Raw genomic sequence first — 21,001 nt, forward strand, 5'->3', positions numbered from 1 at the left:
AAGTATACGTACTCTGAAATTCAATTTCAAGCAATAAGTTTTTTTTATAAAGATTTACCTTTTTTATAATTTTTTCTTAACGTTATTCTTTTTAGATATGTATGCGACACTGAAAAAAATATACAAAAAGCTGGCTTTCTAAGAAGAAAGCCAGCTCATGTTATAGTTCAAGTTCTCCCATTCGAAGGAGTTCTACGACTGCTTGAGAACGCCCCTTGACTCCAAGCTTTTGCATCGCATTAGAAATATGATTTCGAACTGTTTTTTCGCTAATGAATAGTTCACTCGCGATTTCTTTTGTTGTTTTGTCCTGTACTAAAAGCTCGAATACTTCTCGTTCACGCTTTGTAAGTAGCGGTTTAGGTTGAAACTCTTTTTCTTTCAATGTAACCCTCCTTGCCTGATCCTGAGTTGAACTATCGGATGGGTGTAAATTTAGTCAACATATCTTATGTGCGGTATGCCTACGCGGTTACTAGTTTTAGAAAAAATATGCAAAAAACTCTTTTTCACTTTTAAAAAAGAAAAAAAGCCTGAAGAAAGAGCCTTCAAGCCATTTTCATATATTTGATAAACACCTTTTCATCTCTTCATTCCAAGGGACGCTTTTTCCTGTTTTTTTAGAAATTTGCACCATTGTTCCTCTCCCGGTGAGTACAACCTCTTTTTGCTCATTTTGAATCATATAGTGTAAATCAACCGACGAACGTCCAATTCTATGAGCTTTTACAAAAACAGATAGCGCGTTGCCAAAATAAACTTGTTTGACATAATCGCACTGCAAATCAGCCACCACCGGTATCGTTCCCTCATGCTCACTCGTCCACTTTTGCATAAAGCCAATATGGTGAAAGAATTCAGTACGTATTTGTTCAAAATACACAAAAGGGACCGTATTATTTAAATGCCCAAACATATCTGTTTCCGAAAATCTTACCTTGATCTCCTGCTTAAACGAAAATGACTCTTTCCAATGATCCATGTCTTCAATATACGAAATATTATTCATCTGTATTTCCTCCGTTCGTCATAGACAAAATAAAACCTCTCCGCGTGGAGAGGTTTTGAGTGATTATACTTGATCGCTACCAAAGAAACTTCTGAATGCTTGAATTGTTGTATCGCGGTTCAAAGCTGCAATTGAAGTAGTCAATGGAATTCCTTTTGGGCATGATTGAACGCAGTTTTGAGAATTCCCGCAGTTCGCTAGTCCTCCATCACCCATAATCGTCTCTAAACGTTCTCCTTTATTTAACGCACCAGTTGGATGGGCATTAAACAGGCGAACTTGAGAAAGCGGTGCTGGACCGATGAAGTTTGACTTGTCGTTTACATTTGGACAAGCTTCTAAGCAAACGCCACATGTCATACATTTGGATAACTCATACGCCCACTGACGTTTCTTTTCAGGCATACGCGGTCCTGGACCTAAATCGTATGTGCCATCGATTGGAACCCAGGCTTTTACTTTTTTTAGTGAATCAAACATACGGCTGCGGTCTACTTGCAAATCACGAACCACAGGAAATGTTTTCATTGGCTGTAAGCGAATTGGCTGTTCTAGTTTATCAACAAGAGCTGTACATGACTGACGAGGTTTACCGTTGATGACCATTGAACAGGCTCCGCATACTTCCTCTAAACAGTTCATTTCCCAGTTTATCGGAGCAACCTCTTTACCTGAAGCATCAACAGGGTTACGTCTGATTTCCATCAGTGCTGAAATAACGTTCATATTCGGACGATACGGAATTTCAAACTCCTGATTGTAAGGAGCAGATTCAGCTGAATCTTGACGTGTAATAATGAAGCGCACTGTCTTTTGGACTGTTTGTTGTTCACTCATTGATTAACGAACCCCCTCTTGTTGTTTTTTTGGTTTTTCATCTTTTTTCTTTGTGTAGTCGCGCTTACGCGGTTTAATTAACGATACGTCTACCTCTTCATAATGGAAAGAAGGAGCCGTTTTCTTATCCACAAAAGCTGCCATTGTTGTTTTTAAGAATTCTTCATCGTTACGATCTGGGAAATCTGGCTTATAATGAGCACCGCGACTTTCGTTACGGTTGTAAGCTCCTAGCGTTACAACACGTGAAAGCTGAAGCATGTTTTGCAGCTGACGAGTAAATGTTGCCGCTTGATTACTCCATTTAGCTGTATCATTAATGTTAATACGATCATAGCGTTCAATTAATTCTTGAATCTTTTCATCTGTTTTTAACAGTTTGTCATTGTATCGTACGACTGTCACGTTGTCAGTCATCCATTCCCCTAGCTCTTTATGAAGAACGTATGCATTTTCTGTACCTTGAAGATTCATGATATTGTTCCATTTCTCTTCTTCTTCTTTCACATGACGATCATATACGCTTGAAGAAATAGCGTCTGCGCTCTTTTCTAAACCATTGATGTATTCAACCGCTTTAGGACCGGCAACCATACCACCATAAATAGCTGATAATAATGAGTTTGCTCCTAAACGGTTCGCTCCGTGCTGTGAATAATCACACTCACCAGCTGCGAATAAGCCAGGAATATTTGTCATTTGATCGTAATCCACCCATAAACCGCCCATTGAATAGTGTACGGCTGGGAAAATTTTCATTGGTACCTTGCGCGGATCATCGCCCATGAATTTTTCATAGATTTCGATGATACCTCCAAGTTTAATGTCTAGCTCTTTTGGATCTTTATGTGAAAGGTCCAGATAAACCATGTTCTCTCCGTTGATTCCTAACTTCTGCGCTACGCAGACGTCAAAAATTTCACGAGTTGCAATATCACGAGGTACTAAGTTACCGTATGCAGGATATTTTTCCTCTAAGAAATACCAAGGTTTACCGTCTTTATATGTCCAAACGCGTCCGCCTTCTCCACGAGCAGATTCACTCATAAGACGAAGCTTATCATCTCCTGGGATAGCAGTTGGATGAATTTGAATAAACTCTCCGTTTGAATAGTATGCACCTTGCTGATACACGATAGATGCCGCTGAACCTGTATTAATAACTGAGTTCGTCGATTTTCCAAAAACAATCCCAGGTCCACCTGTAGCCATAATAACCGCGTCAGCTGAGAACGTTTTAATTTCCATTGATTTTAAATTCTGTGCAGAAATTCCGCGACAGCTGCGCTCATCGTCAAGAACAGCACCTAAGAATTCCCATCCTTCATACTTTGTCACAAGTCCGGCAACTTCATAGCGACGAACCTGCTCATCTAATGCGTACAATAATTGTTGACCCGTTGTTGCTCCAGCAAAAGCCGTACGGTGATGCTGCGTCCCGCCAAATCGTCTGAAGTCTAACAAACCCTCAGGAGTACGGTTAAACATAACACCCATGCGGTCAAGTAGGTGGATAATACCAGGAGCTGCTTCACACATTGCTTTTACAGGTGGCTGGTTGGCTAAAAAGTCTCCGCCGTACACTGTGTCATCAAAGTGTTCCCATGGTGAATCCCCTTCACCTTTTGTGTTTACGGCTCCGTTGATTCCACCTTGCGCGCAAACTGAGTGAGATCTTTTTACCGGAACTAGTGAAAATAAATCTACTTGCTTGCCAGACTCAGCAATTTTTATTGTTGCCATCAAGCCAGCTAAACCGCCACCGACTACGATGATTTTTCCGTTACTCATCGGAACCCCACTCCTTCAAAACCTTAATTTTATGCAAATGCGAATAATGTACGAACACCTACAAATGTAAGTGCTAAGAAGATTGCTAATGTCACATAAGTTGAAATTCTTTGAGAACGTGGTGTTACAGTTAACCCCCAGCTAACTCCAAATGACCATAGACCGTTTGCAAAGTGGAAGATCGTAGATACAACACCAACTATGTAGAATGCAAGCATTGCCGGGTTGCTTAAAATTCGTTCCATCATTTGAAAATCTACTTCTTTTCCAAGCGCAGCTTGTATTCTGGTTTCCCATACGTGCCATGTGATGAAGATAAGTGTGATTACACCTGAAACACGCTGAAGGATAAACATCCAGTTACGGAAAAAACCGTAGTTGTTAACGTTTGTTTTAGCAGTGAATGCGATGTAAAGACCGTATATTGCGTGAAAAACGATTGGTAAGAAAATAATGAAAATTTCTAGAGCATAGCGGAAAGGTAAGCTCTCCATGAAGTGAGCTGCTTGATTAAATGATTCTTCTCCCTTTGTCGCGAAATGATTCACAACTAAATGCTGTGTTAAGAAAATCCCGATTGGTATTACCCCAAGTAATGAATGGATTCTCCGATATTGAAACTCTCTGTTTGCCGCCATCTGCGTAGACCCCCCTTAGTTAAATGAACATAGTTTGTGAAGAACTTTCTTACTCCCACTAGACAAATAGATTAATCGTGAATACAGGAAATGAAAACCTTTGCATTTCCTAATAAAGTATGTGACAGGTTAATTTTACTCCCATCGATTAAGAGCGTCAAGGCAAGATGTTTAAATCTTCTATAAAATATAAATTTATAAAATTTTATATTTGTTAACGCTTACTGTATTGATGTTACAGGTTTTTTCTTTCTATTATAATATTGCTTGCCACAAATAAGTAAGCGTTTACTTTACATTTTTATTGTAAACAAGTTCACAAAACATTTACACAGGTAAAAGTACCCTTTTAAAAGGTATATTATGGATTTTTTATCTTTACATCTAACTCTTTTTACCATAATAAAGATCCTCTTACATTTTATTAAAAAAATGCGTGAGAGGTTTTTTAGATTTGTATATAATAGTAGTAAAGAAAGAGGGGAAACCATGAGCAATTTACAAACAGAATCACAGCAAGAACTTGAAGAGACGATGGAAACATCAGAACCTAATGTCACAGCTGAAACAGAGGGAACTCTTGATCACGTTTCATATTTCGGATACAGCCTTTTGCGTGATGTGTTAATTCCAGAGCTTCTTGGAGACGAGACGAATGCCATTTCATACTGGGCAGGAAAACACCTTGCGCGGAAATACCCGTTAAATACAATGGATGAAATCGTCGCTTTTTTTAAAGCAGCTTCCTGGGGAACACTGACACTTGCAAAAAAAGATAAATATTCACTAGAACTTGAGTTATCAGGTGATGTGGTCAGCAAAAGATTTCAGCAGGAAACTTGTTCGTTTCATCTTGAGTCAGGATTTGTGGCTGAACAGATTCAGCGTCAAAACAACTGCCTAACAGAAGCCTACTTAACACATAAAGAAAAGAACGGAAAAGTGCTGATTTCCGTGCAGTGGGACCGAAAAGATATCTTACCTACCGAAACACGCGCGGAGCGTTATAAAAAGTAGGAAATACGTATATAAAAGACGTGGAGATACCACGTCTTTTTTCTCTTCTTTATACTTGCACTGCTTGCTGCTCTTCTAATTCAAATGCTATGTGAAGCGTCTCAACAGCTTTTACCATATCAGCATGCGGTACAACTGTAGATACTTTAATTTCAGACGTGCTGACCATCTTCACTTCAATTTTCTCTCCTGCCAGCACTTCAAACATTTCCGCTGCAACGCCTGGATTAGAAATCATGCCAGAGCCAACAATTGATACTTTAGCCAGACCGCTTTCATGTTCAATACGCGTATATCCTAAAGTAGATTTATACTCTTTTAAGACGGCAAGAGCGGCGTCTACATCTACGGTTTTAATAGAAAATGAGATAGAGAGACGATTATTAGCGGTTACGTTTTGAATAATAATGTCCACATTTAACTGTTCTTTTGCTAATGCTGTAAAAATAGTAGAAAGAGTTTGCAACTCGTTGTTTAACCCTTCAATTGTTACTCGTGAAATATTATCTTCAAACGCAATTCCTCTTACGACCAAGTTTTGTTCCATTGAAACTTCCTCCTCAACAATCGTTCCATTCTCGTTTTCTAAGCTTGAACGCACTTCTAGCGGTACCTGATAATTTTTTGCAAACTCAACAGCGCGCGGATGCAGCACCCCTGCTCCTAAATTAGCTAATTCTAACATTTCGTCATATGAAATAGAGTGAAGCTTACGAGCATCTTCTACATAGCGCGGATCTGTCGTAAACACTCCTGTTACGTCTGTATAAATATCACATTTTGCAGCTTTTAATGCTGCGGCAAGAGCTACTGCCGTCGTGTCAGAGCCGCCTCGACCTAATGTTGTAATGCTTCCATCTTCTGAACAGCCTTGGAATCCAGCTACTACTACGATTCGGCCTCTATCTAATTGGCTTTGAATACGAGTCGTGTCAATGTGCTGGATTCGTGCATTGCTGTGAACTGCTTCCGTCTGGATACCAGCTTGCCAACCTGTTAGCGAAGTTGCTTCATACCCTTTATATTGAAGGGCCATTGTTAACAGGGAAATCGTTACTTGTTCTCCAGTTGTAAGAAGCATATCCATTTCGCGTTTGCTTGGACTGTCCGTAATATCACTTGCTAATTTCACCAGTGCATCTGTAGTTTTGCCCATTGCCGATACAACAACTACTACTTGGTTACCGCGCTCTGCTTCTTGAATAACACGGTTTGCTACATTTTGGATACGTTCAACAGAACCAACAGATGTTCCACCAAATTTTTGAACGATTAATGCCATAATTTTGTTCATTCCTTTTCAATAAATTTGCATATGCAGGATGATGAGAAGCTAAATTTTTTTACTCAGACAATAAAAAAAGCAATGAGATGAGCTCTCATTGCTTAACGAACGAAAATTATAAAACATAACCGTCCACTGCCGTGAGATAGCTCTCCAAGAATCTACATCTTGACAATCCTACGTTTATTCAACGCAGAACCAGCAATCATTACTATGAGGTAATGTTCACTTCGGCAAATTTCCCTTTCCGCATCATTCATAAGAGCTCATACCCTTCCTGATACGTACTGATTAAATTTGCACCTCTATCTTCACTTCATTTGATGAAGTGTCGTATGAAATTAGTTAATAGCTTATCAAATATTTTCTATTATTTCAAGACTATTTTTGCAATGTTTCATAAATTTTTTCAGCGATGTTTTGAGGAACACCTGAATTTCGAATATCATCAACCGTTGCTTCTTTCAATTTTTTCACGGAACCAAAATACTTTAACAAAGCTTTTTTACGCTTTTCGCCCACTCCCGGAATATCGTCCAGAACAGACTGAAAAGCAGACTTAGAGCGCACTTGACGGTGGAAGGTAATCGCAAAGCGGTGAACTTCATCTTGAATTCGCTGAAGCAAATAAAATTCTTGACTATTGCGTTCAAGCGGTATGATTTGAGGAGGCTCACCAATCATCAGGTTGGAGGTTCTGTGCTTATCATCTTTGACAAGACCTGCTGTAGGCACTAAAAGTCCCAATTCATTTTCGAGAACGTCCTGTACTGCAGCTAAATGCCCTTTGCCTCCATCTACAACAATTAAATCTGGAAGCGGAAGACCCTCTTTTAACGCTCTGGAATACCGTCTGCGAACGACTTCTCTCATGGAACTGTAATCATCTGGTCCCTTTACCGTCTTAATTTTATATTTGCGATATTCTTTCTTTTCCGGTTTCCCATCAACAAAAACAATCATCGCAGAAACGGGATCTGTCCCTTGAATATTTGAATTATCAAATGCTTCGATCCGATAAGGAGCGGCAATTCCAAGCTCTTCTCCTAACCGTTCAACTGCGCCAACCGTGCGCTCTTCATCTCGTTCAATTAAATAGAATTTTTCACCGAGCGCAATTTTTGCATTTTTACACGCAAGTTCTACTAATTCTTTCTTTTTGCCTCGCTTTGGATGCTGAACCTCTACTTCCACTAATTTCTCAGCCAGCTCTGCATCAATCGTTGCTGGAACCATCACTTCTTTTGGCTTAATATTTTTGGCATAAAACTGACCGATAAAAGTTAAGAAATCTTCTTCTGGCTCTTTATAAAAAGGAAACATAGAAACTTCTCGCTCAATTAACTTCCCTTGGCGAATAAAGAAAACTTGAACACACATCCAGCCTTTATCATAAGAATAGCCAAACACATCTCGATTAACAAAATCATTAAACGTTACTTTTTGCTTTTCCATTGTCGCTTCGATATGAGCAATTTGATCTCGATATTCTTTAGCCCGTTCAAAGTCAAGTTCTTCTGAAGCTTTTAACATTTTTTCAGTTAACTCTGTTTTGACATGCTCATATCCACCATTTAAAAACCGCGTGATATTTTCAATAATTTGTTTGTTTTGCTCTTCTTTTACTTCTTTTACGCAAGGAGCTAGGCATTGCCCGATATGGTAATACAAACAAGGCCTGTCTGGCATGGTAGAGCACTTTCTTAATGGATAAATGCGATCAAGAAGCCGCTTTGTTTCATTTGCAGCTTGAACGTTAGGATAAGGACCGAAGTATTTCCCTTTATCTTTTTTTATTTTTCTTGTAATAACAAGTCGGGGCTGTTTTTCAGCTGTAATCTTAATAAAGGGATAACCCTTATCGTCTTTAAGCATGATATTGTATTTTGGATCATGCTTTTTAATTAAATTCATTTCTAAAATAAGCGCTTCTAAATTAGAAGATGTGACGATATATTCAAAATCGACAATGTCGTTTACAAGTCGAAGTGTCTTTCCGTCATGAGATCCGGTAAAGTAGGAGCGCACTCGATTTTTTAATACTTTTGCTTTTCCTACGTAAATGACCGTTCCATATTTATCTTTCATTAAGTAACAGCCGGGCTGATCCGGTAAAATAGCCAGCTTTTCTTTTAAATAATCGTTCATATTTTTCTCCTTCCTCTTCTCTTACTCTGTCCATCTATACATTCGCTTATGAAGCGTAACCTACATTCTTTCCTGCCTTACAATACATGCACATAAGCCGGATTTATGGCGGTGTTCCTTACATCTAGTATAAAACAAACGAACGCATATTCGCTAAATAAAAGTATTCCCAAAAGAGAAAAAGTGGAGAAAAAGAAAAAACCTAGCCTGAGCTAGGTTTTGACTTACGCGTGTTTATTAATTAATTCTGTTAATGCTTCTTTTGGTTGGAAACCAACTACTTGGTCAACTTTCTCTCCATCTTTAAATAATACTAAAGTTGGGATACTCATAACACCAAATTTTCCAGCCGTTTCTTGGTTTTCATCAACGTCTACTTTCACGATTTTAACTTTATCGTTAAGTTCGCCATCGATTTCTTCAAGAACTGGAGCAATCATTTTACAAGGTCCGCACCATGGTGCCCAAAAGTCAACAAGCACTAGGCCTGATTTAATTTCATCTGTAAAGTTTTTATCTGTAGCATGTGCAATAGCCATTTTAATTCCTCCTAAATATATGCAATATCCAAATTCTACTCACAGTATATCACCTTCAAATAAGGTTTGCTAACTTTTTGCTTACATTTATACTGTTTATTCTCCGCTCTAGTTTGTACAATTCACATAAAAACATACGTAGAAAATTTCGTTTTCCAAGAGGCTGAGACATAACGAAATGAATCCTATCTAAAGACGAACGAATAGTATACAAGGGCTGAACCACTTGCGACACCGCAGATGATTTCTGTGTAAGACTTCGCTTTCTGCAGGAGTCTTCGCCTTGCCCTCCAATCAACTGCTAGAAAGACCCACACACATGAAACCTGCGTTTACCCTAACAAAAAAACGAACCACTAATCAAACATCTTGATCAATGGCTCGTTCTTCACTTCGTCTAAAAATCCTTTTGTCCCAGCCTCTTACGCAGACTGTACTTTCAGCTTTTTAAATTCTTCCGTTAGCAGAGGCACCACTTCAAATAAATCTCCAACGATTCCGTAATCAGCTACTTTAAAAATATTTGCCTCAGGATCTTTGTTAATGGCAACAATAATTTTTGAATTTGACATGCCGGCCAAATGCTGAATGGCTCCCGAGATTCCGCAGGCAATGTATAAATCTGGTGTGACTACTTTGCCCGTCTGACCGATCTGAAGAGAATAGTCGCAGTAATCTGCATCGCACGCTCCGCGAGACGCCCCAACAGCTCCATTTAACACGTCCGCTAGTTCTTGGAGAGGTCCAAAACCTTCCGTGCTTTTTACACCTCGACCACCTGCAATCACGACTTTTGCTTCGGATAAATCAACCCCTTGCGTTGCTTTCCGTACAACTTCTTTTACAACTGTACGCAGGTTTTTGATTTCAACATTTAAATCCTCTACATGGCCTGTACGTCCCTCATCTTTTGCAAGCGGTGAAATATTATTTGGACGAATCGTGACAAACGTAAAAGCATCGGTCATGATTTTCTTTTCAAATGCTTTACCAGAATAAATTGGGCGGGTGAAGACTACTTGATCCCCTCCAACTTCTACATCCGTCACATCTGAGATAAGTCCTTTGTCTAAGCGAGCTGCCAGTTTTGGCGCTAGATCTTTGCCAAGAGCCGTATGGCCAAATACGATAGCTTCAGGCTGTTCACTTTCAATGATGGCTAATAACGCCTGAGCATAACCATCCGATGTGTAAGCAGCTAAATCTTCATGCTCCGTCACAACAACTTTATTCGCTCCGTACGCAATAAGCTCTTCACTTAAAGCTTTTACGTCCTTTCCTACTAAAGCTGCAACAATTTCCCCACCGTCAGCTACAGTAGACGCTGCGGAAATCGCTTCAAACGATACGTTTCGTAATCCCCCATCACGTGCTTCTCCTAGAACTAACACTTTGCGTCCCATTGCAATACCCCCATTGTTTTGACTTTTGACTTATTAAATGACTTTTGCTTCTTTATGCAGTAAATTGACCAGTTCTGTCACTTGATCTTTTATATCTCCTTGTAGTACGCGTCCTGCGTCTTTTTTCGGAGGCAAATAAATTTCAATTGTCTTTGTTTTTGCTTCTACATCATCTTCATCTAAATCTAAATCATCCAATTCCACTTCAACCAACGGTTTCTTCTTCGCTTTCATAATCCCTGGAAGAGATGGATAGCGAGGTTCGTTAAGTCCCTGCTGAGCTGTTACTAAAAGAGGAAGCGACGTTTCGATAACCTCGGAGTCACCTTCCACATCGCGTACAACAGTCACTTTTTCACCTTCGATATCCAATTTTGTAATCGTCGTAATATAAGGGATTTCTAACTGTTCTGCTACGCGCGGCCCCACTTGGCCCGAACCTCCGTCAATCGCTACGTTTCCTGCCAAAATTAAGTCAGGAGATTGTTCTTTTAAGTACTGTGCCAGCAGCCTAGAAGTCGTGTACTGATCGCCATCTTCTATGTCATCTTCCGTATTGATTAAAACCGCTTTATCTGCTCCCATAGCCAAAGCTGTTCGGAGTTCTTTTTCTGATTCTTCCCCTCCTACACTCACGACCGTAATCTCCCCACCATGCTTTTCCTTTAGCTGAATAGCTTCTTCAACTGCATACTCATCGTAAGGATTAATAATAAATTCAGCCCCATCTTCAACAATTTGACCATTTTTTAATGAAAGTTTCTCCTCTGTATCGAATGTTCTTTTTACTAACACGTAAATATTCATTCAATTCCCCTCCTAAGCTTATTTTCCTAAAAATTTAGGCTGGCGCTTTTCAATAAAAGCGGCTACGCCTTCTTGAGCATCCCGGCTTTTGAATACGCTTCCAAAAAACTGCGCTTCTTTTTTGATACCGCTGTAATAAGCATCTGTTTTTACATGCTGAAGCAGCTGCAAGGTAGCTTTAACAGAGATTGGGCTTTTTTTGGCAATTTTTCTAGCAAGTAAAAAAGTTTCATTGATAAGCTGACTTTCTTCAAAAGCTGCATTTGCCAATCCTAACTCCACTGCCTCGCTTCCGGATATTGGATCACTTGTCAGCATCATCTCACAAGCCTTATGAACTCCTACATAACGAGGTAATCGCTGAGTTCCTCCAAATCCTGGTATAATCCCTAACTGAAGCTCAGGCAAGCCCAGCTTAGCATTTTCTGTTACCAAACGGATATGGCAGCTCATAGCAAGCTCCAACCCTCCGCCTAAAGCAGCTCCATGAATAGCTGCAATCACTGGTTTTGGGTAATTTTCAATATACTCAAAGAGCTCTTGACCGTTAACAGCAAGCTTCTCGTATTCTTTTTCCTGCTGAAGTGATGTGAATTCTTTTATATCAGCCCCGGCACAAAAGAATTTCCCTTCACCTTTAATGACGATAACCCTTGTCTCTTTGCTATCTTCTAAATGTTTTAAAACACTTGAAAGATCTTTTAATAAATCTTGAGACAAAGCGTTAGCAGGTTGTCTATTCAACGTAATGAAGCTTATTGCATCAACAGTTTCAACCTGGATAATCTCCATTTGTTTACGCCACCCTTTCTTTCTATTTTCATTACCTTGCGCTTTTCCCCTCGCGGGGGAGCAGCAGGCTCACTTACGATTATGAGCCGCTGCAGCCGTTTAACAGCAGGGAATGGACTTTATCTACCGATTCTATTAGACCATATCGATGATCGTTCATTACCCATGTTGTGACAGTTTCATCAATCGTTCCAAAAATCATCTGTCGCGCAAGACGAATATCTATATTTTCAGAAAACTCACCCGTTTCGATTCCTGTCTGCAAAATAGAATCAATGAGAGTCAGATAATCTTTTAATACATCGTTAATTTTTAATCTTAAATCTTTGTTCGATTGACGCAGTTCGAGCTGTGTCACTGTAGCTAAATGATGATCCTCCGCTAGAAACGAAAAATGTTTGTCAATTAACACATGAAGTTTTTCTGCCGCGGTTTCAATTCCCGCCAGTTCTTCATAAATTTTTTCTACAAATTGTCCCATCTTCTCTTGAAATAAGGAAATCAAGACATCTTCTTTGTTTTTAAAATATAAATATATCGTACCGTCTGCAACTCCAGCCTGCTTAGCAATTTTAGAAACCTGAGCATTGTGGTATCCGTTTTCTGCTATTACTACTACAGCTGCATCGATAATCTGTTTATACTTTGGCTTATTTCTTCTCAATCTTATACGCTCCTTTAAAATATGAATGATTATTCATTCATATCTTTATAATAAAGAAACCGCAAGTATCTGTCAATTATGTTTCAGTAAAAAAATCAAAGGCGACGATCGATTACGTCGCCTTTTTATGCTTTTCATTTTCTTCATCAATCAGCGCTCGTCGCAGAATCTTACCGACCGCTGTTTTGGGAAGCTCATTTCGAAATTCATAAAGGCGCGGAACTTTATAAGCAGCTAAATACTTTCTAGAAAACTCATTTAACTCTTCTTCAGTACATCTTACACCATTTTTTAATACAATGTAAGCCTTCACCGTTTCTCCTCTATATGGGTCAGGAACACCCACCACTACAGCTTCTTGAATTTTTTCATGCTCATATAATACTTCTTCAACTTCTCGAGGATAGATATTATATCCCCCGGCAATAATAATATCTTTCTTCCGATCTACTACATAAAAATAACCTTTATCATCCATATAGCCAACATCACCTGTTAGCAACCATCCGTCTCGCATAACAGCCTCCGTTTCTTCAGGCTGCTTCCAATATCCTTTCATTACCTGAGGACCTTTAACCGCAATTTCTCCTACTTCGCTTACAGCAGCTTCTTTACCTGTTTCAAACGAGAGAATTTTGGCATCTGTGTCTGGCCAAGGCACCCCAATGCTTCCTGGTATTCTCTCTTTCCAAAGAAAATTAGCATGAGTAACAGGAGAGGTTTCCGTTAATCCATATCCTTCCACTAATTTACCTCCGGTGAGCTTTTCAAACTGCTCCTGCACTTCCACAGGAAGTGGAGCCGAACCGCTCATACATGAATCAATAGAAGATAAGTTGTATTTTGCTAAATCAGGATGGTTTAATAATGCAATGTAAATCGTCGGAGCACCTGGAAATAAAGTAGGCTGCTGCTTATGGATGGTTTTGAGCGTCGTTTTTGCATCAAATTTAGGCAGAAGAACCATCTCATAGTTTTGCAAAACTGATAAAACAAGAACCGTTGTTAAACCATACACATGAAAAAATGGAATAATTCCAAGTACTTTTTCTTCTCCATACCTGCAGCGGTATAACCAATGTGAACACATTGTTGCATTGGCTACCAAGTTTTTATGAGTAAGCATGACTCCTTTTGGAAAACCTGTTGTTCCCCCGGTGTATTGTAAAATGGCGATATCTTCGTCTGAAATTCCCTCAGCGTTACATACTGCGGGAGAGGATTCATTTATAATACGTTTAAATAAATGAGTAGTCTCCGTATGACTCACATCCACACTTATCTTCTGCTGCTTGCGCTGAATAAATGGATAGATTATGTTTTTGGGAAATGGGAGATAATCTTGAATGGAGGTGATAACTACGTGCTTTATCTTTGTTAACGCTTTCATTTTAACTACACGCGGATATAGCAAATCGAGTGCAATAATCATGGTCGCTTCTGAATCATTAAGCTGATACTCTAACTCTCTTTCCGTATACAAAGGGTTTGTTTGAACGACTACTCCTCCGGCAAGAAGAACAGCATAAAAGGAAATGACAGCTTGAGGGCAATTTGGAAGCATAATGGCTACTCTATCCCCTCTTTTTAATCCCAGTTCAATAAAGTAAGATGACAGCTTCAGAGAATCTTGATGCAGCTGGGAAAACGTCATTTTTTTCCCTAGAAAATAGATTGCGCTTTTTTTAGGATCCTTTTGAACTGCTTCTTCAAAAAGCTGTGCTAAATTTTTTTGTTCATAATGAAGCCTATCAGGTATTTCATCCGGATATTGAGAAAGCCATATCTTTTCGGTGGATTCCACACGCATCCTCTCCCTCAAAAAAATAAAAAATTAGAATTTTCTAATTAAAATTATAGTTCATTCTTTTTTTAGATGCAATCGTTATTGAATGTTCTCTTTCCTACCTAATCACTCTTTCATTCTGCAGCGTAATAAATAAAAATTGGATTTACCCCTGTACATTATCCGAATTTTTTGTATATAATAAAAATTAGATTTTTTTAAGGAGCTGTATGAATTGACAACAACATTGACTAAAGGACCGTTCAAAGCAGATCACGTTGGAAGCTTTTTGCGTCCCGAGCGTATCAAACAAGCACGATTACAAGTGGAAAACGGGGAAATGACAAAGAAACAGCTTCGAGCAATTGAAGATGAAGAAATTTGTAAACTCGTAGAAAAGCAAAAACAAATTGGATTAAAAGCCGTCACAGACGGTGAGTTTCGCCGCGCGTGGTGGCACTTTGATTTTCTGTCAGAGCTTGTTGGCGTAGAACTTTACGAAGCAGAGACGGGAATTCAGTTTCACGGAGTCCAAACAAAAGCTCACGGTATAAAAGTGACTGGAAAACTAGATTTTAATCACCATCCTATGATTGAAGATTATAAATTTCTTCATCAAGCTGCTGGAAAAGAACACGTAGCTAAGTTCACCATTCCAAGTCCTAATATGCTGTTTTTCAGAGGTCATATTGAAGAGTCTGCTTACTCGGATACGGATGTATTTTTTGCTGATTTAGTTAAAACATATCAAAAAGCCATTCAAGCATTTTATGATGCCGGATGCCGCTATTTACAGTTAGATGATACTGCGTGGGCAGTCTTTTTCTCAGAAAAAGGACAAGAACAAATCGCGTCAAAAGGTTTCACGCCCCAAGAATTACTGAAACGTTTTACAGATGCGATCAATGAATCCATTGCGCATAAGCCAGATGATATGGTCATTACAATGCATATTTGCAGAGGGAATTTCCAGTCCACTTATACAGCAAGCGGGGGATATGAAAATGCGTCCAAAGCTATTTTCAGTCAGTTAAACGTAGATGGATTATTTTTAGAATTTGATGATGAACGCTCAGGAGGATTCGAACCTCTTCGACATGTAAAGCGAGATGATCTTCAGATTGTCCTTGGTCTTATCACATCAAAATTTGGAGATTTAGAAGATCCTGAAGCAGTGAAAAAACGAATTGCTGAAGCAGCAGAATTTGTTTCTCTTGATCAAATCTGTTTAAGTCCCCAGTGCGGATTTGCTTCTACAGAAGAAGGAAATTTACTAACTGAAGAACAGCAGTGGGATAAAGTAAAGCACGTGATTTCAATTTCTGAAGACGTATGGAAGTAATTATTAAAAAAGCTGACCTGCTTTAAGGTCAGCTTTTTTGCTGTCATTATGATGTTAGGAAAAGCTATATAGATAAATAGATAAGACCAATAAGCATAAACACTCCGCATAAAACGAGTAAAATTTTCGCTAACTTCTCCATGACTCTCTCCTATCCTATCCCTGCTCCTATTACATAGGACATACCGATTGAAATAACAAGTGAAATAAACCCAACGGCTCTGTTATCTTGTTCAATTTCGTCATCGATTCGAAATTTTGGCGTCAAAAATTCGAAAATAAAATAGCTGACTAGTAAAAGAACGAATCCATATATTCCCCATCCTAGCATTCTTAACAAGTTGTCGTTATGCTCAATCGAATAGCGAAAAATATTAGCTAATCCAAATATTTTCCCACCTGTTGCCATCGCAACAGCCATATTTCCTTTTTGAATCTCTTCCCAATTCTTATACTTAGTAACGAGCTCAAACACAACAAGAAAGACGACAATACTCAAGACAACCACGCTGTAATAAGCGGCGGATTCAATATACGGGTCTTTCCAAAAATCCCTCATTTTTGCATCACTCCTAATTTATATTACGCTCCACGCAATGAACTGGCAGGTCTCTTTCCTTTACTTGTATCGTTCTTAAAAGAGATAGAAAACCCAGCATAGTCCATGAGCCATGTCGGATTTTCTATCTTCACATATGCTTGTTCAGCGCATCGACTGACACCTTTATTTCAGCGTTCTTTTATTTAAATTCCACAACCGTAACGCCAGAACCTCCTTCAGAAGCTTCTCCGAAACGAATATTTTTGACAGAACGATGATTTTTCAAATATTCCTGTACACCTTTACGAAGAGCTCCAGTTCCTTTACCGTGGATAATCGAAACGCGCGGATAGTTGGCTAATAAAGCATCATCAATATATTTTTCAACTCGAATCAGCGCATTTTCATAGCGCTCTCCTCTTAAATCCAGTTCTAGATTTACATGATAATCTTTTCCTTTTACCGTAGCAAGCGGCTTCGTTTCTACAGGTTTTGGAGAACTGATATATTCGAGGTCTTTTTCTTTCACCTTCATTTTCATAATTCCCATTTGTACTTGCCATTCATTATTGCTTACTCGTTCCACAAGCGTTCCTTTTTGTCCCCAGCTTAAGACTTTCACTTCATCTCCAGCTTGAAGAGTGCGCTCTTGTTTTTTCGGCACAGCCGGTTTCTTTTTACTTTTTTCAAGAGTTGGAACTGCATCTTCTAGACGCTTACGCGCCTCAATCAATTCATGCTCTTTTACAAGCGCATGATTTTTTTGACTCATTTTACGCAAATCGCTAATGATTTTCTCTGCTTCTTCAGATGCTGCTTTAACTGTGGCTTGAGCTTTTTCTTCAGCTTTTTCGTACAGCTTATCTCGTTTTTCATTAAACTCAATAATCTGACTCTGTAATTCTTTATGAAGCTTCTGAGCCTCTTTTCTTAGTTCTTCAGCTTCTTCTAGCTCGTGTTCAGATTGACGGCGGCTATCTTCAAGAGAGGCAATCATATTTTCTACTTTATTTGTTTCTGAGCCAATATAGCCTTTGGCACGTTCAATTACTTCAGCACTTAAACCTAAACGTTTTGAAATCTCAAAAGCATTGCTTCGGCCCGGTACACCAATCAGCAGCTTGTAAGTAGGGCTCAATGTTTCAATATCGAACTCTACGCTAGCATTGACCACTCCTTCACGATTATAGCCGTACGCTTTTAATTCAGGATAGTGAGTAGTCGCAACTACGCGAGCGCCTCTTTCATATACTTGATCTAAAATCGAAATCGCAAGCGCTGCACCTTCTTGAGGATCCGTTCCTGCTCCCAATTCATCGAACAAGACCAGACTTTCGTGATCTACTTTTTGTAAAATATCTACAATGTTGACCATATGAGATGAAAAGGTACTCAAACTTTGTTCAATCGACTGCTCATCTCCAATATCAGCAAATACGTGTTTAAACACAGCCATTTCCGATCCATCCAGCGCAGGAATCTGCAAACCTGCTTGAGCCATTAACGTAAATAATCCAAGTGTTTTTAACGTTACGGTTTTACCGCCGGTATTTGGCCCTGTAATAACGATGGACGTATATTGATCACCTAGCTCAATATCATTCGCAACGACATCTTCCTGTGCAATAAGAGGATGTTTTGCCTTCACTAGCTTAATATAGCCTCGATCGTTCATTTTAGGTTTTGAAGCTTTTAGCTCATGGCTATAGCGGCCTTTAGCAAACATGAAGTCCAGCTCACCTAACAGATAAACGTTTTGACGGAGTTCATTTGCCACTTCCGCTACCTGAACGGTTAAAGCAATGAGAATACGCTCAATTTCTTGTTTTTCTTTTACTTTTGCTTCTTGAAGCTCATTGTTTAACGTCACAATCGCCTGAGGCTCAATAAATAAAGTTGCTCCGGATGAAGATTGATCGTGCACAATGCCTCCATACGCACTGCGATATTCTTGCTTAACAGGAATAACAAAACGTTCGTTTCGAATGGTAACAATTGCATCTGACAACATTTTTTGAGCAGACGAGGAGCGAATAAGGCTCTCTAGCTTTTCTCGAATACGAGACTCCGTTGAGCGAAGTTTTTGACGAATGCCTCTTAGCTGGTCGCTTGCACCGTCTAGCACTGTGCCATTCTCATCAATACTCATTTTAATTGTTTGTTCTACCTCAGGAAGAGGCATTAGTTTTTCGATATGTTCAGTTATAATTGAAAGCTGTAAATCTTCATCTTCCACTACTTGCTCGATAAATTGCTTGACTTGTCTTGCAGCATAAATAGTGCTTGCTACATCAAGAAGTTCATTAGAGCTTAGCGTTCCCCCAATTTCAGCGCGCTTCACGCTAGGTCGAACGTCAAAAATGCCCCCTAGCGGTACGTTGCCACGCAATCGCAGCACGGTTGTAGCTTCATCTGTTGCTTCCTGCCATTTAACTACTTCTTCATACTGAGTCGAGGGAATCAAATTCGCTACTTTTTCTCGGCCTAAAGAAGAAGCTACTTTTTTCTGAAGCTGTTCCTTAACTTTATTAAACTCTAGTACATGAAAAATACGTGATTGCAAAACTGATTCCTCCTGTTGCTTATTTATGTCGATTTAAAAAGGCGGTTAATTTTTTGAGGCTATACGTATTTAATACCGTTTCTGGTTTAAGCCAGCCTTTAATTCCCGTAGATATTCCAATTTCCATATGCTCTAGCATGTCTAGATTGTGAGCATCTGTATTAATAGCAATTTTAACTCCTGCCTCTTGGGCTTTTTTTATGTGCTCAGCAGCTAGATCTAAACGGTTTGGATTCGCGTTTAGTTCAAGAGCCGTTTTTGTTTCTTTAGCTAATTCAATCAGCATATCAATATCTACATCATATCCGTTGCGGCGACCAATCAAACGACCGGTCGGATGAGCGATTAAATCTACATGAACATTGTTTAACGCTTGCTTTAAGCGATTCATAATTTCTTCGCGTGATTGCGAAAAACTAGAGTGAATAGACGCAATAACAAAATCTAGCTCAGCTAGCAGTTCATCATCATAATCAAGTGTTGCATCAGGCAAAATATCCATTTCAATTCCTGCTAGTATTGTAAAATCATCGAACTGTGCGTTTAAACGATTAATTTCTTCACGCTGTTTACGAATGCGTTCAGGCGTTAGACCGTTAGCTACTTTTAAATACTGAGAATGGTCTGTAATCGCGATGTACTCATAGCCTCGCGCGCGACATGCTTCCGCCATTTCTTCAATCGAATACGCCCCGTCGCTCCACGTGGAGTGCATATGCAAATCACCTTTTACGGCACCGTAGGTCACAAGCGTTTGAGGCTTTATAAATGCATCTACTTCGGTTCCATCTTCACGAAGTTCCGGCGGAATAAAAGACAGCCCAAAATGTTCATAGAATGCTTGTTCAGACTCAAAAGTCATAACTTCGCCTGTATCCGCATTTTCAACGCCATACTCGCTAATTTTTTCACCGCGCTCTTTTGCTAATTGACGCATACGCACATTATGATCTTTTGATCCTGTAAAATGGTGAAGCGTTGTGGCAAACGCTTTATCTTCTACAAGACGAAAATCCACAGACACATCGTACTCATAGGCTAACGTTACCGATACTTTTGTATCTCCATTTGCAATGATATCCTTCACATTTGGCAGCGATACTAGCTGTTCACGGACAGCATGAGGCTCAGCTGTTGAAATAATAAAATCAAGATCTTTTACGGTTTCCCTCATGCGGCGAATGCTCCCTGCTTGAGAAAAACGCTCAATGCTATGCATCTGTTTAAGGGCTTCTAAAATTTCTTCCGCTATTGGAAGCATAAAAGCAAGAGGCAAACGATCAGGACGCTTCCCAAACTCTTCAATAGCAGCGATAATTTTTTCTTCGGTCTTTTTACCAAAACCGCTTAGTCCCTGCACTCGATTTTCCATACAGGCCTGATGCAGTGATTCCATATCTCGAATATCTAGTTCTTTATATAATTTAGCAATTTTTTTACCTCCAAGCCCCGGCAGCTTAAGCAAAGGAATAAGTCCTTCAGGAACTTCTTGCTTTAGTTCTTCTAATACGCTTGACTCATTTGTTTCCATATACTCTGTAATGACTGCAGCCGTTCCTTTTCCAATCCCTTGGAGCTTGGTAAAATCCTCAATCTCTGTCAGCGTTCTTTCGTCCGTTTCTAGCGCTGCAGCTGCTTTTCGAAAAGCGGAAATTTTAAAAGGGTTATCTCCTTTTAATTCCATATATGTAGCAATTGTTTCTAACAATTTAATAATATCCTTTTTATTCATCTCTTTTCACCAGCCTATTATCATAATAACGAACTTCCAAAAACATGATGAGTGACATATTTACTCTCTCAAATTTTCATCTAGACATACTTTTATCCTCGTGAAAA

18 protein-coding genes and 1 riboswitch are annotated in these 21,001 nt (G+C 39.3%); of the genes, 2 read left to right on the top strand and 16 right to left on the bottom strand.

Annotated features, from left to right (window positions below; translation table 11 throughout):
* Window positions 1-160: 160 nt before the first annotated feature.
* The 5 genes from gerE to OK414_RS24720 form a co-directional block, all read right to left on the bottom strand.
* Window positions 161-385, bottom strand: a complete 225-nt coding sequence (gene gerE / locus OK414_RS24700) for a spore germination transcription factor GerE (RefSeq protein WP_013059396.1) — start codon at window positions 383-385, stop codon at window positions 161-163.
* Between the two features lie 174 nt (window positions 386-559).
* Window positions 560-1,009: an acyl-CoA thioesterase gene (locus OK414_RS24705; protein ID WP_034648717.1), complete on the bottom strand. Its 450-nt coding sequence runs from the start codon at window positions 1,007-1,009 to the stop codon at window positions 560-562.
* A 63-nt stretch (window positions 1,010-1,072) separates the two neighbouring features.
* Window positions 1,073-1,846: a succinate dehydrogenase iron-sulfur subunit gene (gene sdhB, locus OK414_RS24710; RefSeq protein ID WP_013059398.1), complete on the bottom strand. Its 774-nt coding sequence runs from the start codon at window positions 1,844-1,846 to the stop codon at window positions 1,073-1,075.
* Window positions 1,847-1,849: 3 nt separating this feature from the next.
* Window positions 1,850-3,637, bottom strand: coding sequence for a succinate dehydrogenase flavoprotein subunit (sdhA, locus tag OK414_RS24715; protein ID WP_034648715.1), 1,788 nt, complete (start codon window positions 3,635-3,637; stop codon window positions 1,850-1,852).
* A 29-nt stretch (window positions 3,638-3,666) separates the two neighbouring features.
* A complete protein-coding gene (locus tag OK414_RS24720) occupies window positions 3,667-4,275 on the bottom strand; it encodes a succinate dehydrogenase cytochrome b558 subunit (RefSeq protein WP_013059400.1) in 609 nt (202 codons plus the stop codon).
* A 489-nt stretch (window positions 4,276-4,764) separates the two neighbouring features.
* Here OK414_RS24720 and OK414_RS24725 point away from each other — a divergent pair, with 489 nt between their 5' ends.
* A complete protein-coding gene (locus OK414_RS24725; protein ID WP_013085162.1) occupies window positions 4,765-5,292 on the top strand; it encodes a YslB family protein in 528 nt (175 codons plus the stop codon).
* A 49-nt stretch (window positions 5,293-5,341) separates the two neighbouring features.
* On the opposite strand, the gene OK414_RS24730 is transcribed toward OK414_RS24725, so the two are convergent.
* The 8 genes from OK414_RS24730 to OK414_RS24765 form a co-directional block, all read right to left on the bottom strand.
* A complete protein-coding gene (locus tag OK414_RS24730) occupies window positions 5,342-6,574 on the bottom strand; it encodes an aspartate kinase (RefSeq protein ID WP_034648714.1) in 1,233 nt (410 codons plus the stop codon).
* A gap of 141 nt (window positions 6,575-6,715) precedes the next feature.
* A riboswitch (Lysine riboswitch) is annotated at window positions 6,716-6,893 on the bottom strand.
* 65 nt (window positions 6,894-6,958) lie between these two features.
* Window positions 6,959-8,725 (bottom strand): excinuclease ABC subunit UvrC, encoded by a 1,767-nt coding sequence (gene uvrC / locus OK414_RS24735; RefSeq protein ID WP_013085164.1) that lies wholly within the window; start codon window positions 8,723-8,725, stop codon window positions 6,959-6,961.
* 224 nt (window positions 8,726-8,949) lie between these two features.
* A complete protein-coding gene (gene trxA, locus OK414_RS24740) occupies window positions 8,950-9,264 on the bottom strand; it encodes a thioredoxin (RefSeq protein ID WP_013059404.1) in 315 nt (104 codons plus the stop codon).
* 422 nt (window positions 9,265-9,686) lie between these two features.
* The gene (locus tag OK414_RS24745; RefSeq protein ID WP_034648713.1) at window positions 9,687-10,667 is read right to left on the bottom strand and encodes an electron transfer flavoprotein subunit alpha/FixB family protein; all 981 of its coding nucleotides are present in this window, start codon (window positions 10,665-10,667) and stop codon (window positions 9,687-9,689) included.
* 33 nt (window positions 10,668-10,700) lie between these two features.
* Window positions 10,701-11,474 (bottom strand): electron transfer flavoprotein subunit beta/FixA family protein, encoded by a 774-nt coding sequence (locus OK414_RS24750; RefSeq protein ID WP_016765685.1) that lies wholly within the window; start codon window positions 11,472-11,474, stop codon window positions 10,701-10,703.
* A gap of 18 nt (window positions 11,475-11,492) precedes the next feature.
* On the bottom strand, window positions 11,493-12,266 hold the full coding sequence (locus OK414_RS24755) for an enoyl-CoA hydratase (RefSeq protein ID WP_013059407.1): 774 nt from the start codon (window positions 12,264-12,266) through the stop codon (window positions 11,493-11,495).
* A gap of 79 nt (window positions 12,267-12,345) precedes the next feature.
* Window positions 12,346-12,930, bottom strand: coding sequence for a TetR/AcrR family transcriptional regulator (locus OK414_RS24760; RefSeq protein WP_013059408.1), 585 nt, complete (start codon window positions 12,928-12,930; stop codon window positions 12,346-12,348).
* Window positions 12,931-13,042: 112 nt separating this feature from the next.
* A complete protein-coding gene (locus OK414_RS24765; RefSeq protein ID WP_263045123.1) occupies window positions 13,043-14,740 on the bottom strand; it encodes an AMP-binding protein in 1,698 nt (565 codons plus the stop codon).
* A 211-nt stretch (window positions 14,741-14,951) separates the two neighbouring features.
* Between OK414_RS24765 and OK414_RS24770 the strand changes: the two genes are divergently transcribed.
* Window positions 14,952-16,058, top strand: coding sequence for a 5-methyltetrahydropteroyltriglutamate--homocysteine S-methyltransferase (locus OK414_RS24770; protein ID WP_263045124.1), 1,107 nt, complete (start codon window positions 14,952-14,954; stop codon window positions 16,056-16,058).
* Window positions 16,059-16,209: 151 nt separating this feature from the next.
* Here the strand turns inward: OK414_RS24770 and OK414_RS24775 are convergent, their stop codons facing one another.
* From OK414_RS24775 to polX, 3 genes are all read right to left on the bottom strand, one after another.
* Complete coding sequence (locus tag OK414_RS24775; protein WP_013059411.1) at window positions 16,210-16,617, bottom strand: DUF350 domain-containing protein; 408 nt, start codon at window positions 16,615-16,617, stop codon at window positions 16,210-16,212.
* A gap of 181 nt (window positions 16,618-16,798) precedes the next feature.
* Complete coding sequence (locus OK414_RS24780) at window positions 16,799-19,162, bottom strand: endonuclease MutS2 (RefSeq protein WP_034648703.1); 2,364 nt, start codon at window positions 19,160-19,162, stop codon at window positions 16,799-16,801.
* 19 nt (window positions 19,163-19,181) lie between these two features.
* Window positions 19,182-20,894, bottom strand: coding sequence for a DNA polymerase/3'-5' exonuclease PolX (polX, locus tag OK414_RS24785; protein WP_263045125.1), 1,713 nt, complete (start codon window positions 20,892-20,894; stop codon window positions 19,182-19,184).
* Between the last annotated feature and the right edge of the window lie 107 nt (window positions 20,895-21,001).

This window comes from Priestia sp. JV24, assembly GCF_025910025.1.
GTDB classification, from domain to species: Bacteria; Bacillota; Bacilli; order Bacillales; family Bacillaceae_H; genus Priestia; species Priestia megaterium.

What these genes read in the sequence shown, in the direction of transcription:
- OK414_RS24775 (WP_013059411.1), bottom strand. Translation starts at nt 16,617, where the DNA reads ATGAGGGATTTTTGGAAAGACCCGTATATTGAATCCGCCGCTTATTAC.
- OK414_RS24725 (WP_013085162.1), top strand. Translation starts at nt 4,765, where the DNA reads ATGAGCAATTTACAAACAGAATCACAGCAAGAACTTGAAGAGACGATG.
- OK414_RS24705 (WP_034648717.1), bottom strand. Translation starts at nt 1,009, where the DNA reads ATGAATAATATTTCGTATATTGAAGACATGGATCATTGGAAAGAGTCA.
- trxA (WP_013059404.1), bottom strand. Translation starts at nt 9,264, where the DNA reads ATGGCTATTGCACATGCTACAGATAAAAACTTTACAGATGAAATTAAA.
- OK414_RS24720 (WP_013059400.1), bottom strand. Translation starts at nt 4,275, where the DNA reads ATGGCGGCAAACAGAGAGTTTCAATATCGGAGAATCCATTCATTACTT.
- OK414_RS24755 (WP_013059407.1), bottom strand. Translation starts at nt 12,266, where the DNA reads ATGGAGATTATCCAGGTTGAAACTGTTGATGCAATAAGCTTCATTACG.
- OK414_RS24730 (WP_034648714.1), bottom strand. Translation starts at nt 6,574, where the DNA reads ATGGCATTAATCGTTCAAAAATTTGGTGGAACATCTGTTGGTTCTGTT.
- uvrC (WP_013085164.1), bottom strand. Translation starts at nt 8,725, where the DNA reads ATGAACGATTATTTAAAAGAAAAGCTGGCTATTTTACCGGATCAGCCC.
- sdhA (WP_034648715.1), bottom strand. Translation starts at nt 3,637, where the DNA reads ATGAGTAACGGAAAAATCATCGTAGTCGGTGGCGGTTTAGCTGGCTTG.
- sdhB (WP_013059398.1), bottom strand. Translation starts at nt 1,846, where the DNA reads ATGAGTGAACAACAAACAGTCCAAAAGACAGTGCGCTTCATTATTACA.
- polX (WP_263045125.1), bottom strand. Translation starts at nt 20,894, where the DNA reads ATGAATAAAAAGGATATTATTAAATTGTTAGAAACAATTGCTACATAT.
- OK414_RS24765 (WP_263045123.1), bottom strand. Translation starts at nt 14,740, where the DNA reads ATGCGTGTGGAATCCACCGAAAAGATATGGCTTTCTCAATATCCGGAT.
- OK414_RS24745 (WP_034648713.1), bottom strand. Translation starts at nt 10,667, where the DNA reads ATGGGACGCAAAGTGTTAGTTCTAGGAGAAGCACGTGATGGGGGATTA.
- OK414_RS24750 (WP_016765685.1), bottom strand. Translation starts at nt 11,474, where the DNA reads ATGAATATTTACGTGTTAGTAAAAAGAACATTCGATACAGAGGAGAAA.